This is a genomic window from Kutzneria kofuensis, assembly GCF_014203355.1.
In the GTDB taxonomy this organism is placed as follows: Bacteria; Actinomycetota; Actinomycetes; order Mycobacteriales; family Pseudonocardiaceae; genus Kutzneria; species Kutzneria kofuensis.
In genome coordinates this window covers 59,867-74,839 of the sequence record NZ_JACHIR010000002.1, presented here as the reverse complement: position 1 = coordinate 74,839, position 14,973 = coordinate 59,867, and the positions used below count along the sequence as shown (strand labels likewise).

Below are 14,973 nucleotides of genomic sequence, written 5' to 3'. Positions count from 1 at the left end.
CCCCTCAGGAAATGCCCAGCTCGTTGTCGATGAAGTCGAAGATCTCGTCATCGGTCGCGGCGGTCAGCTTCTCCGTGACCTCCGCGCCGTCCCGCGCCGGCTCGGCCGCGTCGCCCAGCCTCAACAGGAAGTTCTGCAACCGTGCGGCCAGCTCCTCGCGGTCGCCGTCCAGCCCGGCCGCCGCGGCCATCGCCGCCTCCAGCCGGTCCAGCTCGGCCAGCAGCGCCGACGCCGTCCCGGACGCGGCCGGCGCGACCTGGGCCCACAGGTGCTCGGCCAGCGCGGTCGGCGTGGGGTGGTCGAACACCGCCGTGGTGGCCAGCCGGAGCCCGGCCGCGGAGTTGAGCCGGTTGCGCAGCTCGACCGCGGTCAGCGAGTCGAACCCGATCTCCTTGAACGGCCGTTCCGCGGCGATCGAGTCCGGATCGCCGTGCCCGAGCACGGCGGCCACGGTGGACCGGACCAGGTCGAGCAGCACCGTCCGCTGCTCGTCCGCCGACAGGCCGGTCAGCCGCTGCGACCACGACGACGTGGCGACGACCGCGGTGCTCCGGGCCGCGACGCGGCGCGCCGACCGGCCGGCCAGCCCGCGCAGCACCGACGGCAGCGATTCCGGGTCTCGGCCCCGCAGCGCCGACGTGTCCAGCAACGCCGGCACCACCACCGCCTGACTCGTGTCGAACGCGGCGTCGAACAGGGCGAGGCCCTGCTCCGCGGACAGGGCCCCGGCGCCGGACTTGGCCAACCGGGCCAGTGCGGTCCGGTCCAGGTGCTCGGTCATGGCGCTGGGCTGCTCCCACAGGCCCCAGGCCAGGGACAGCGCCGGGAGGCCGTGCGAGTGACGGTGCTGGGCCAGCGCGTCGAGGTAGGCGTTCGCGGCGGCGTAGTTGCCCTGGCCGGGATTGCCCATCGTGCCGGCCAGGGAGGAGAACAGCACGAACGCGGACAGGTCCATCTCGCGGGTCAGCTCGTGCAGGTGTCGGGCCGCCTCGACCTTGGGCCGCAGCACGGTCTCCAGGCGTCCCTCGTCCAGCGCCGGGATCACGCCGTCGTCGAGCACGCCGGCGGCGTGCACCACCGCGGTCAGCGGGTGCGCGGCCGGGATCGAGGCCAAGAGTTCGGCCAGCGCGTCCCGGTCGGCAGCGTCGCACGCGGCCACAGTCACGGTCGCGCCCAGTTCGGTCAGTTCGTCGACCAACTCCGGCGCACGGCCCGACCTGCTGGTGAGCAGCAGGTGGCGGATGCCGTGCGCGGTCACCAGATGCCGGGCGAGCAGGCGGCCGAGCGCACCCGTGCCGCCGGTGACCAGAACCGTGCCATTGGGGTCCATTGTGGACGGCACCGTGAGCACGATCTTGCCGGTGTGCCGGGCCTGGCTGAAGTACCGGAAGGCCTCCGGCGCGCGGTGGATGTCCCACGCCGTGACCGGCAGCGCGTGCAGCGCGCCGCTGTCGAACAGCGCGACCAACTCGGACAGCATCTCCTGGATCCGGTCCGGTCCCGCGTCGAGCACGTCGTACACCCGGTACGTCACGCCCGGGTACTGGCCCGCCACCTCGCCGGCGTCCCGGATGTCGGTCTTGCCCATCTCCAGGAAGCGGCCGCCGGGGGCGAGCAGCCGGAGTGAGGCGTCGACGTACTCGCGGGCGAGCGAGTTGAGCACCACGTCGACGCCCCGGCCGTCGGTCGCCGTCCGGAACCGCTCCTCGAAGTCCAGGTCGCGGGAGGAGGCCAGGTGATCGCCGGCCACGCCGAGGGAACGCAACGTGGGCCACTTGCCCCGGCTGGCGGTGCCGTAGACCTCGACGCCCCAGTGCCGGGCCAGTTGCAGCGCCGCCATGCCGACCCCGCCGGTGGCGGCGTGCAGCAGCATCGACTCGCCCGGCTTGACCGCGGCCAGGTCGACCAGGCCGTAGTAGGCGGTCAGGAACACGACCGGGATGCCGGCGGCCTCGGCGAAGGACATGCCCGCCGGCATCCGCGCCAGCAACCGGTGGTCGGCGACGGTGATCGGCCCCATGCCGCCGGACATCAGGCCCAGCACGCGGTCGCCGGGGGCGAACCCGGTGACGTCCGGCGCGACCTCGACGACCACACCCGACCCCTCGCCGGCCGCCGGGCGCTCGTCGTCGGGCACCATACCCAACGCCAGCAGGATGTCCCGGAAGTTCAGCCCGGCCGCCCGCACCGCGACGCGGACGTGACCGGCCGGCAGTGGCTCGGTAATTCCCGCGTACGGGTCGAGCGACAGGCCGTCCAGGCCGCCCTCGCCGGTCAACGTGAGCCGCCACGAGGGAGAATCGGCGGGTTCGGCCAGCACCCCCTCGCCGGTGGTCCTGGCCAGCCGGGCAACGTGCGCCGCGCCCCAGCGCAGCGCCAGCTGCGGCTCGCCGGTGGCCAGCGCCGCGGCGACGGCCGCCGTCGAGTCCTCGTGGTCGTCGAGGTCGAGGAGGACGAACCGGCCGGGCTGCTCGGACTGAGCCGAACGGATCAGTCCCCACACGGCGGCGCCCGGCAGGTTCCGCACGTCCTCGCCGCCGTGTGTGGCGACCGCGCCGCGCGTGACCACCACGAGGGTGGCGGTCTCGAAGCGAGCGTCGGCCAGCCACTGCTGCGCCAGCGTCAACGCGTCGTGGGCGGTGGTCGTCGGCACGAGCACGTAGTCCGGGACATCGTCCACATCGGACAGAGTGTCGAACCATTGCAGCGAGGTGACTTTCGCTGACATAGGCACGGTCGGCCAGTCCAGTCGGAACAGTGACCCGGGCGAGGCCGGACGCAGCTGGTCCAGCGCGATCGGCCGCACCGTCAGCGATTCCACCCGCAGCACGGGAACGCCGTCCGGGTCGTCCATCCGCAGGGCCGCGGTGTCGTCGGCGGTCTTGGCCACGTGCACGCGAAGATCCCGCGCCCGGGTGGCGTGCAGCCGCACCCCGGTCCAGGCGAACGGAAGCTGGATCCGGTCGTCCTCGACCGCCGCCCCGAGCGCGAGGGTGTGCAGGGTGGCGTCGAGCAGTGCGGGGTGGATGCCGAAGCCGGCCTCGTCCACGTCGTCCGGGAGGCGCACCTCGGCGTAGATGTCGTCGTCTCGGCGCCAGGCCCGCCGCAGTCCCCGGAAGGCCGGGCCGTAGCCGAACCCGATCGCGTCGAGGTCGTCGTAGGCACTGTCGACCGGAATCTCCTGGGCGCCGCTCGGCGGCCACTCCGGCAGGCGTTCGGCATCGTCCACTTCGGACTGCTTGGTCAGCACGCCACTGGCATGGCGTTGCCAGGGCTGGGCGTCGTCCGAACGCGAGTGGACGGTCACCTCACCGCCCCGCACGACCACCTGCAACTGCGCGGTCGCCTGCTCCGGCAGCACCAGCGGGGTCTCGATGGTCAGCTCGGCCAGGACATCGAGCCCGAGGTGGCCGCCGGCGTGCAGAGCCAGCTCCACGAAACCCGCGCCCGGCAACAGGATCGATCCGCCCACGGCGTGATCGGCCAGCCAGGGATGCGTGGCGACCGAGATCCGGCCGGTGAACACCGCGCCCTCTCCGTCGGCCAACTCGACCCCGGCGCCGACCAGCGGGTGCTCGGTCGCGGTCAAGCCGACCGACGCCAGGTCACCGCTGACCGCCGGCACATCCAGCCAGTAGCGCTGGCGCTGGAACGCGTACGTGGGCAGCTCGACCTGCCGCGCCTGTCCGAACACCCGCGACCAGTCGACCGCGGCGCCGTTGACGTGCGCGGTGGCGACGGAGGTCAGCATCCGCTGCCAGCCGCCTTCGTCCCGCCGCAGGGAGCCGACCGTGACCGCGTTGCTTCCCAACGCCTCCAAGGTTTCCTGGACGCCGACGGTCAGCACGGGATGGGCGCTGCATTCGACGAACAGGGTGGAACCCTGCTCGGCCAGACCACGGACCACCTCGTCGAACCGCACGGTCTGGCGCAGGTTGTCGTACCAGTACCGGGCGTCGAGGACGGTCGTGTCGGCCAGCAGCTCCCCGGTGACGGTGGAGTGGAACGGGATCTCCGCGTCGCGTGGTTCGATGTCGGCGAGGAGGGTGAGGAGTTCGTCGCGGATGGTTTCGACGTGGTGGGAGTGGGAGGCGTAGTCGACGGGGATGCGTCGGGCGCGGATGCCTTGTGTTTCGTAGTGGGTGATGAGGGTGTCGAGGGTGGTGGGGTCGCCGGAGATGATGGTGGTGTTGGGTCCGTTGATGGCGGCGATGCTGATGTTGTTGTTGTGGGTGTGGTGGGTGAGGTGGGTGGCGGGTAGGGCGATGGAGGCCATGGCGCCTTGGCCGGTGAGTGTGCGGAGTGCTTTGCTGCGGAGGGCGATGATTTTGGCGGAGTCGTGGAGGGTGAGTGCGCCGGCGATGTGGGCGGCGGCGATTTCGCCTTGGGAGTGGCCGATGACGGCGGTGGGTTGGATGCCGTGGTGGCGCCAGAGTTGGGCGAGGGAGATCATGGTTGCCCAGAGGGCGGGTTGGACGATGTCGACGCGGTCGAAGTTGCCGTGGTGGAGTATGTGGGTTAGTGACCAGTCGACGTGCGGCCGCAGGGCCTCCTCACAGGCCGTGATGTGATCGCGGAAGACCGTCGAGGTCTCCAACAGCTCCAACGCCATGCCCGGCCACTGCGAGCCCTGGCCGGGGAACAGGAACACCGCGGTGGCCGGACCGCCGGCCGATCCGGTGACGACGGACGCGCTCGCCCGGTCCTCGGCCAGGGCTCCCAGACCGGCCCGCACTTCCTCGGCGTCACCGATGATCACCGCGCGGTGCTCGAACCTGGTTCGGCTCGCGAGCGTGTGGGCGATGTCGGCGGGGTTGTGCCGGCCGACGACGTCGGCCAGTTGCCGCGCCTGAGCGCGGAGCGCCTCCGGCGTTCGGCCCGAGAGCACCCAGGCCAGCGGCCACTCGTGCGTGGGCGTCTGCTCGATCGGCTCGGCCGGCGCCTGCTCGATGACGACGTGGGCGTTGGTGCCGCTGATGCCGAAGGAGGAGACGGCGGCCCGGCGGGGCCGGTTGGTCTCGGGCCAGCCGGTGTTCTCGGTCAGGAGTTCGACGGCGCCGGCCGTCCAGTCGATGTGGGGTGACGGTTCGTCGGCGTGCAGGGTTTTGGGCAGGATGCCGTGTCGCATGGCCATGACCATCTTGATCACGCCGCCGACGCCGGCGGCGGCCTGGGTGTGGCCGATGTTGGACTTCAACGAGCCCAGCCGCAGCGGTTCGGTGCGGTCCTGGCCGTAGGTGGCGATGAGGGCTTGGGCCTCGATGGGGTCGCCGAGCACTGTTCCCGTGCCGTGGGCTTCGACGGCGTCGACGTCCTGTGTGGACAGTCCGGCGTTGGCGAGGGCTTGGCGGATCACTCGCTGCTGGGACGGTCCGCTGGGTGCGGTGAGGCCGTTGGATGCGCCGTCCTGGTTGAGCGCCGACCCGCGGATGACCGCCAGGATCTGGTGGCCGTTGCGCTGGGCGTCCGAGAGCCGCTCCAAGGCGACGATGCCCACACCCTCGCCCCACCCTGTTCCGTTGGCCTGGGCGGAGAACGCCTTGCAGCGACCGTCGGGCGCGAGCCCGCGCTGCCGGCTGAACTCGATGAACAGTCCGGGGGTGGCCATCACCGTGACCCCGCCGGCCAGCGCGAGCGTGCACTCGCCGCGCCGCAGCGCCTGGGCGGCCAGGTGGATGGCGACCAGCGAGGAGGAACAGGCCGTGTCGACGGTGATCGCCGGCCCCTCCAGGCCCAGCGTGTAGGCGACGCGCCCGGAAGCCACGCTGCCGGCACTGCCGTTGCCGATGTAGCCGTCGAAGTTCTCCGGCCGGTGGTGCAGCCGCGACCCGTAGTCGTTGTACATGATGCCGGCGAAGACGCCGGTGGGGCTGCCCTTCAGTGAGGTGGGGTCGATGCCGGCGGTCTCCAGGGCTTCCCAGGTGGTTTCGAGCAGGAGGCGTTGTTGGGGGTCGGTGGCGAGTGCCTCGCGGGGGCTGAGGCCGAAGAACTCGGGGTCGAAGTGGTCGGCGTGGTGGAGGAATCCGCCCTGGGTGGTGTAGGTGGTGCCGATGTGGTCCGGGTCCGGGTGGTAGATCGAATCGGTGTGCCAGCCCCGGTTGGTGGGGAAATCGCTGATCGCGTCGGTGCCGCTGGTGACGAGATCCCACAGCTGCTCCGGTGTCGTGACGCCACCGGGGTAGCGGCAGCTCATGCCGATGATCGCGATCGGTTCCTCGCTGGCCGTGCGCACCGCCGCCGCGCCGGCCGTGCGGATGCCCAGCAACTGGGCCAGCAGGTGGTCGGCGAGCGCCGCCGGAGTGGGGTGGTCGAACACCAGCGTCGCCGGCAGCTGGGTTCCCGTTGCCGCGCTGAGACTGTTGCGGAGCTCGACGGCCGTCAGCGAGTCGAACCCGAGATCCTTGAACGAGACATCGACCCCGATGCTGTTCGGCGACGGATGCGCCAGCACGGACGCGACCTGCCGCAACACCAGATCCAGCACCGACCGCCGCCTGTCCTTTTCGGACAGATCGGCCAGGCCGCGCACCACGTCCGAGCCGGTCGCCCGGACCGGAGTACGCACCAGTCCCCGCAGCACGGCCGGCAGCACACCCGCCCGTGCCTTCCGGCCCAGCACCGGCTGGTCGAACAGCGCCGGGACCAGGGTCGGCAGGCCTAACGACAGGGCGGTGTCGAATTGGGTGAGGGCTTGGGGTGTGGGGATGGGGGCGATGCCGGTGGTGGTGTGGTTGTGATTGGTGGTCATGGTGCTGCTGTGGGCCCAGAGTCCCCAGGCGAGGGAGGTCGCGGGGAGGCGGTGGGTGTGGCGGTGGTGGGCGAGTGCGTCGAGGTAGGTGTTGGCGGCTGCGTAGTTGGCCTGTCCGGGGTTGCCGATGGTGCCGGCGATGCTGGAGTAGAGGACGAAGGCTTTGAGGGGGAGGTGTTGAGTGAGTTCGTGCAGGAGCCAGGCGCCGTCGACTTTGGGGCGTAGCGCGGTGTCGAGTCGTTCGGGGGTTTGGCTGGTGATGATGCCGTCGTCGAGGGTGCCGGCGGTGTGGATGACGGCGGTGGGCGGGTGTTGCTCGATGACGGCGGCCACGGCCTCGCGGTCGCTGATGTCGGCGGAGATGGTGGTGATGTTGGGGTTCGAGCCTGTTGTGGGGGTGCGGCTGAGTAGGACGAGTTTGGCCGTGGGGTGCTGGTTGGTGAGGTGGGTGGTGAGGAGTCGGGCGAGGGTGCCGTTGGCTCCGGTGATGAGGATGGTGTGGCCCAAGTCGATGGGTTGAGCCTCGGCGGTCGGTTGTTTGGTGAGTCGGGGGATGTGCAGTTTGCCGCCGCGGATGGCCAGTTGTGGTTCGTTGTCGGGGAGGTTGGCCGGGATTTCGCCGTCGGTGTCGACGAGGACGAAGCGGCCGGGGTGTTCTTGTTGAGCGGTGCGAACCAGTCCCCAGACGGTTGCGGCGGGGAGGTCGTGGACGTCCTCGTCGTCGGTGGTGGCGATGGCGCGGCGTGTGGCGATGACGAGGCGGTCTTCGGTGTTGTCGGCCAGCCAGGTCTGTACGGCGTGGAGCGCTGCGGTGGCTGCGGCGTGAGGAGTGTCGCGCCCGGTGATGTGGACGACTTCGGACACCGGGGAGCTTGCCGTGCTGGCGGCGGGAATCCAGGTCAGCCGGTACAGCGGTGCCTGCGGCTTCGTGAACGGACGCGTCGTCAGGGCGTCGACGGCGGCGACCAGGTTGCCGGCTTCGTCGGTGACGGTCAGGGAGGTGCCCTGCGCTGAGGGCGAGAGCTTCGCGCGCAGGCGAGCCGCTGGGGTCGCGTGCAGCGTGACACCCGCCCAGCTGAACGGCAGCTCGACGTCACCGCGGGCGTCGATCAGCAGGGCGTGCAGCGCGGCGTCGAGCACGGCGGCCGTCTCCGCGGCTTCGACCTCCGCGTAGACGTCATCACCCAGTCGCCAGGCGGCGCGGAGACCCTGGAAGGCCGGACCGTAGCCATATCCGGCGCCGGCCAACGCGTCGTAGAGGCCGTCGACGTCGAGTTCTGCCGCCCCCGTCGGTGGCCACGTCGTGAGGCCCGCGTGCGGGACCGACGGCTGGTCGCTCGTGAGCGAGCCGGTGGCGTGGCGGGTCCACTCGTCGTCCTCGGTGGCGCGGGAGTAGAGGCTGATCGGTCGCAGGCCGGTGCCGTCGGGGCCGCTCACCGCGATCTGGAGGCGCACGACTCCCTGCTCCGGCAGCACCAGCGGCGCCTCCAGCGTGAGCTCCGCGAGACGTCCGCAGCCGATGTGGCTGCCGGCGTGCACGGCGAGTTCGACGAAGGCCGTTCCGGGCAGGATGGTGGCGTCGTTGATCTGGTGGTCGGCCAGCCAGGGGTGCTTGTCGAGGGAGAGCTGGCCGGTCAGCACGAGACCGTCGTCCGCGGCGAGTTCGAGCGCCGCGTCGAGCAGGGGATGGTTCGGATTCGCGAGTCCGAGCCCGGCGGGATCCACGCGTTCCGGTGCGTCGAGCCAGTAGCGCTGGCGTTGGAATGGGTAGGTGGGCAGGGTGATGGTGGGTTGGTTGGGTGTGGTGGGGGTGGTGATGCGGATGGTGTTGAGGGTGTGGTGTTCGGGTTTGTTTTTGCGGAGTGTGGTGAGTCGGGTTGTGGTGGTGGGGAGGTGTGGGGTGAGGGTGGGGGTGGGTCCGATTTCGATGTAGGTGGTGACGCCGTTGGTGTGGAGTTGGGTGGTGGCGTCGTGGAATCGGACGGTGTTGCGGATGTGGTTGGTCCAGTAGTCGGGGGTGGTGGGGTCGCCTGGGCCTGAGGTGATGAGGGGGATGGTGGGTTGGTGGTAGGTGATGGTGTGGGCGACGGTGTGGAATTGGTTGAGGATGTCGTCCATGTGGGGGGAGTGGAAGGCGTGGCTGACGGTGAGGGTTTTGGTCTTGTGGCCTTGGGCGGCGAAGATGTCGGCGATGTGGTGTGCCTCTGCGGTGTCGCCGGCGATCACCAGTGAGTCGGCGCTGTTGATGGCGGCGATGGTGACGTTGTCGGTGAGGTGGGGGGTGATGTCGTGTTCGGTGGTGTTGATGGCGATCATGGCGCCGCCGGTGGGGGCGCTTTGCATCGCTGTGGCGCGGGCGTTGATGAGGGTGAGGGCGTCGTGGAGGGTGAGGATGCCGGCGATGTGGGCGGCGGTGATCTCTCCGATGGAGTGTCCGGCGACGTAGTCGGGGGTGAGTCCCCAGTGTTGGAGTTGTCGGTAGAGGGCGGTTTGTAGGGCGAAGAGGGCGGGTTGGGTGTGGATAGTCTGGTTGAGCCGGTCCGGGTCGCTGAACATGATGTGGCGTAGTTCGGGGGTGCTGGCGGCGTCGAGGGCTGCGGCGAAGATGGGGTGGGTTTTGTAGAGTTCGCTGCCGGCGCCGGCGCGTTGGCTGCCTTGTCCGGTGAACAGGTAGGCGGTCTTTCCCTGTGTGACAAGGGCTTTCGTGAGGAAGGGGGACGGTTGTCCGGTGGCCAGGGCCTGGAGCGCGGTGGCGTGGTCGCCGGTGATGATTGCGCGATGCGGGAACCGGGTGCGGGTGTTCAACGTCCGAGCGATGGCCTGCGGCTCGGCTTCGACGGTCGAGAGTTGTTGGGCTTGGGCTTGGAGCGCTTCGGGGGTGCGGGCGCTCAGGATCCAGGGTTCGTCCGCTGCGCCCACTTCCACTGGTTCCGTTGGGGGCGCCTGCTCGATGATGATGTGGGCGTTGGTGCCGCTGATGCCGAACGAGGAGATGCCGGCGCGCCGGGGGCGGTTCTGCTCGGGCCAATCGGTGTTCTCGGTGAGGAGCTCTACCGTTGAGGCCGTCCAGTCGACGTGGGGTGTCGGCTCGTCGGCGTGCAGGGTTTTGGGCAGGACGCCGTTGTGGATGGCCATGACCATTTTGATGATGCCGGCGACGCCGGCGGCGGCCTGGGTGTGGCCGATGTTGGACTTGATCGAGCCCAGCCGCAGCGGTTCGGCCCGGTCCTGGCCGTAGGTGGCGATGAGGGCTTGGGCCTCGATGGGGTCGCCGAGGCGGGTGCCGGTGCCGTGGGCTTCGACGGCGTCTATGTCCTGTGTGGACAGTCCGGCGTTGGCCAGGGCTTGGCGGATCACCCGCTGCTGCGACGGTCCGTTCGGGGCAGTCAGCTGGCTGCTCGTCCCGTCCTGGTTGACCGCAGAGCCGCGGATCACCGCGAGAATGCGCCGGCCGTTGCGCTGGGCGTCCGACAGCCGCTCCAGCAGCACCAGACCAGCGCCCTCGCTCCAGCCGGTTCCGTTGGCGTGCGCCGAGAACGCTCGGCAGCGGCCGTCCGGCGACAATCCGCGCTGGCGGCTGAACTCGATGAACGTGCCGGGAGTGGCCATCACCGTCACGCCACCGGCGACGGCCAGTGAGCATTCCCGCTTACGCAGCGCCTGCACGGCCAGATGCGTCGCCACGAGCGAGGACGAGCACGCCGTGTCGATGGTGACCGCGGGGCCCTCGAAACCGAAGGTGTAGGACACGCGGCCCGAGGCGATGCTGCCGGCGCTGCCGGTGGCGAGGTAACCCTCGAAGCTTTCCGGCATCGGGTTCAGGCGGGACGCGTAGTCGTTGTACATGATGCCGGCGAAGACGCCGGTGGGGCTGCCCTTCAGTGAGGTGGGGTCGATGCCGGCGGTCTCCAGGGCTTCCCAGGTGGTTTCGAGCAGGAGGCGTTGTTGGGGGTCGGTGGCGAGTGCCTCGCGGGGGCTGAGGCCGAAGAACTCGGGATCGAAGTGGTCGGCCTCGTAGAGGAATCCACCCTGCCTGGTGTACGTGGTGCCCGCGCGATCGGGGTCGGGGTCGTAGATGGCGTCGGTGTGCCAGCCCCGGTTCGTCGGGAACTCCCCGATCGCGTCGACGCCGCTGGTGACGAGATCCCACAGCTGCTCCGGTGTCGTGACGCCACCGGGGTAGCGGCAGCTCATGCCGATGACCGCGACCGGCTCCTGGTCCCGTTCCTCGAGGTCGCGCACCCGCTGCCGGGCCAGTCGCAGATCGGTCGTCGCCCGCTTGAGATAGTCGCGGAGCTTGTCCTCGTTCGTCATACGACCGTCATCCCCCTTGGGGCAGCTGGGATCCGTCCGGATCCATACCGAGTTCCGAGTCCAGGGCGAGGAACAGTTCCTCGTCGGTGGCCGACTCCAGGTCGTCGTCGGCCCCTCTGGTGTCCGTGTCGTGCCACTGCCGCAGCAGCGCCCGCAGCCGGTTGCCGACCTTGCCGCGAACCGCCCGGTCGGCGGTCACCCGCGCCAGCGCCCGCTCCAGGCGGTCCAGCTCCGCGAGCACCGGATCGTCGTCCGGCCTCCCGGCCGTGCCCAGCTCGGCCACCAGGTGATCGGACAACGCGGTCGCGGTCGGATAGTCGAACACCAGCGTGCTCGACAGCTGAAGGCCTGTCGCCGCGATCAGCCGGTTGCGCAGTTCGATCGCCGTCAACGAGTCGAAGCCCATGTCGAGCAGGCCCTGGTCGGGCTCGATCCGCTCCGGCGCCGCATGCCCCAGCACCGTTGCGATCTGGCCGCGCACGAAGTCCGGCACGACCCGGACCAGTTCCTCCGCCGGCAACCCGGTCAGCTGCTTCGTCGGCCGTCGAGACGCGGAATCCGTTGGCACGCGGACCAGATCACGCAGAACCGAGGGTAGCCTGCCGTCGATCGCCTTGGTTCGCAACACCTTTGTGTCCAGTCGGGCCGGGACCAGGGTCGGCAGGCCCGACGACAGCGCGGCGTCGAACTGGGTGAGGGCATCGGCTGTGGGGATGGGAGCGACGCCGGTGGTCTCGTAGTTGTGACCGGCGGTCATGGTGCTGGACTGCTCCCACAGGCCCCAGGCCAAGGACAGGGCGGTGAGGCCGTGCGAATGACGGTGGTGGGCGAGTGCGTCGAGGTAGGTGTTGGCGGCCGCGTAGTTCGCCTGTCCGGGGTTGCCGATGGTGCCGGCGATGCTGGAGTAGAGGACGAAGGCTTTGAGGGGCAGGTGTTTCGTGAGTTCGTGGAGGTGCTGGGCGCCGTTGACCTTGGCTCGGAAGACGGTGGTGATGTTGTCTGGGGTCAGGTTGGTGATGATGCCGTCGTCGAGGGCGCCGGCGGTGTGGATGACGGCGGTGGGCGGGTGTTGCTCGATGACGGCGGCCACGGCCTCGCGGTCGCTGATGTCGGCGGAGATGGTGGTGATGTTGGGGTTCGAGCTTGTTGTGGGGGTGCGGCTGAGTAGGACGAGTTTGGCCGTGGGGTGCTGGTTGGTGAGGTGGGTGGTGAGGAGTCGGGCGAGGGTGCCGTTGGCTCCGGTGATGAGAATGGTGTGGCCGAGGTCGATCGGTTGAGCTTGTGCTGCGGTGTGTTTGGTGAGGCGGGGGGTGTGGATCGTGCCGTTGCGGATGGCCAGTTGTGGTTCGTTGTCGGGGAGGTTGGCCGGGATTTCGCCGTCGGTGTCGACGAGGACGAAGCGGCCGGGGTGTTCTTGTTGAGCGGTGCGAACCAGTCCCCAGACGCTTGCGGCGGGGAGGTCGTGGACGTCCTCGTCGTCGGTGGTGGCGATGGCGCGGCGGGTGGCGACGACCAGCTGTTGGTTGGTGTTGTCGGCGAGCCAGGTTTGGATGGTGTGTAGGGCGGTGGTTGCGGCGGCGTGGGGGGTGTCGTGGCCGGTGAGGTGGACCACCTGGGAGACCGGGGAGGTCGACGTTGCGGTGACCGGAGTCCAGGTCAGCCGGTAGAGGGGTTCCTCGCTTCGCGGGAGCGGGCGAACGGCGAGGGAAGTCACGTCCAGTACGGGATTGCCGGACGGGTCGACGGCAGTGATCCGACCGGCCGGGGTGATCTTCACGAGCAGGGTGGTGGCGGTGGTGGCGGCCAGGCGGACCCCGGACCACGAGTAGGGCAGCAGGATCTCGTCGTCCGTGGCGAGCAGCATGGGGTGAAGGGCGGCGTCGAGCAGGGCGGGATGCACGCGGAAGCCGGCCCGCTCGACGTCGTCGGACAGCCGGACCTCGCCGTAGAGGTCGTCGCCGAGCCGCCAGGCCGCGGTGAGTCCCCGGAAGGTGTCACCGTAGTCGTAGCCACGATCAGCGAGCCGGTCGTAGAAGGCCGCCACGTCAACCGGAGTGGCGTCGCTCGGGAGGAGTTCGCCTGTCCCCAGTGGTTCGAAGCCCTCGGTGAGGACGCCGGTGGCATGACGGACCCAGTCTCCGTCGGTACGCGAATGGAAACTGATCCTGCGGTTGCCCTCGTCCGCGGCGCCGACCGTGATCCGAAGCTGGGCCACGTTGTGGTCGGGCACGACCAGGGGTGCCTCAAGGGTGAGTTCGGCGAGAAGGTCGGCGTCCACCTGGCCGCCCGCGTGCACGGCGAGTTCGACGAAGGCTGTGCCGGGGAGAATGGCCGTTCCGCGGACTTGGTGGTCGGCCAGCCAGGGATGCGTGGCCAGGGACAGCTGTCCGGTCAGCACCAGGCCGCCGTCATCGGGAAGCTCCAACGCCGCCGAGAGGAGTGGGTGGCCGGTGGTGTCCAGGGGATCGACGTGCTGGGGTGCGTCGAGCCAGTAGCGCTGGCGTTGGAATGGGTAGGTGGGCAGGGTGATGGTGGGTTGGTTGGGTGTGGTGGGGGTGGTGATGCGGATGGCGTTGAGGGTGTGGTGTTCGGACTTGGTCTTCTGCAGCGTGGGCAGGCTGGTGGCGGTGGGTTCGAGGTGCGGGGTGAGCACGGCCGTGGGGCCGATTTCGATGTAGGTGGTGACGCCGTTGGTGTGGAGTTGGGTGGTGGCGTCGTGGAATCGGACGGTGTTGCGGATGTGGTTGGTCCAGTAGTCGGGGGTGGTGGGGTCGCCTGGGCCTGAGGTGATGAGGGGGATGGTGGGTTGGTGGTAGGTGATGGTGTGGGCGACGGTGTGGAATTGGTTGAGGATGTCGTCCATGTGGGGGGAGTGGAAGGCGTGGCTGACGGTGAGGGTTTTGGTCTTGTGGCCTTGGGCGGCGAGGATGTCGGCGATGTGGTGTGTCTCGTCGTGGTCGCCGGCGATGACGAGGGAGTGGGGGCTGTTGATGGCGGCGATGGTGACGTTGTTGGTGAGGTGGGGGGTGATGTCGTGTTCGGTGGTGTTGATGGCGATCATGGCGCCGCCGGTGGGGGCGCTTTGCATCGCTGTGGCGCGGGCGTTGATGAGGGTGAGGGCGTCGTGGAGGGTGAGGATGCCGGCGATGTGGGCGGCGGTGAGTTCGCCGATGGAGTGGCCGGCGACGTAGTCGGGGGTGAGTCCCCAGTGTTGGAGTTGTCGGTAGAGGGCGGTTTGTAGGGCGAAGAGGGCGGGTTGGGTGTGCAGGGTTTGGTTCAGTCGGTCTGGGTCGCTGAACATGATGTGGCGTAGTTCGGGGGTGCTGGCGGCGTCGAGGGCGGCGGCGAAGATGGGGTGGGTTTTGTAGAGTTCGCTTCCTGCGCCGGCGCGTTGGCTGCCTTGTCCGGTGAACAGGTAGGCGGTTTTGCCGGGGACGATGTGGGCCTGGGTGAGGAAGGGGGACGGTTGTCCGGTGGCGAGGGCGTGGAGTGTGGCTTTGTGGTCGCTGGTGATGATGGCGCGGTGGTCGAAGCGGGTGCGGGTGTTGAGGGCGTGGGCGATGGCGGCCGGGTTGGCGTTGATGGTGGTTAGTTGTTGGGCGTGGGCTTGGAGCGCGTCGGGGGTGCGGGCGGTGAGGATCCAGGGTTGGTCCGCTGGGCCTACTTCTACTGGTTCTGTTGCTGGTGGTTGTTCGATGATGATGTGGGCGTTGGTGCCGCTGATGCCGAACGACGAGATGCCGGCCCGACGGGGATGGTCATTGACCAGCCACGTCGTGTTCTCAGCGAGAAGCTCGACGGAGCCGGCGGTCCAGTCCACGTGCGGAGTGGGTTCCGCCGCGTGCAGGGTCTTCGGCAGGACGCCGTGGCGCATGGCCATGACCATCTTGATGATCCCGGCGACACCGGCA

Annotated in this window: 2 protein-coding genes (1 of these 2 running past the window's edge); both read right to left on the bottom strand. The window is 69.5% G+C overall.

Annotated elements, in window-relative coordinates; all coding sequences use genetic code 11:
* Window positions 1–4: 4 nt before the first annotated feature.
* On the bottom strand, window positions 5–11,104 hold the full coding sequence (locus tag BJ998_RS39570; protein WP_446685020.1) for an SDR family NAD(P)-dependent oxidoreductase: 11,100 nt from the start codon (window positions 11,102–11,104) through the stop codon (window positions 5–7).
* Window positions 11,070–14,973, bottom strand: the 3' portion of a protein-coding gene (locus tag BJ998_RS39565) for a type I polyketide synthase (RefSeq protein WP_184869276.1). Its footprint extends 13,709 nt past the window's final position; only the last 3,904 of its 17,613 coding nucleotides appear in the window; its start codon lies beyond the right edge, outside the window; the stop codon is at window positions 11,070–11,072. The genes BJ998_RS39570 and BJ998_RS39565 overlap by 35 nt, the downstream gene beginning before the upstream one ends.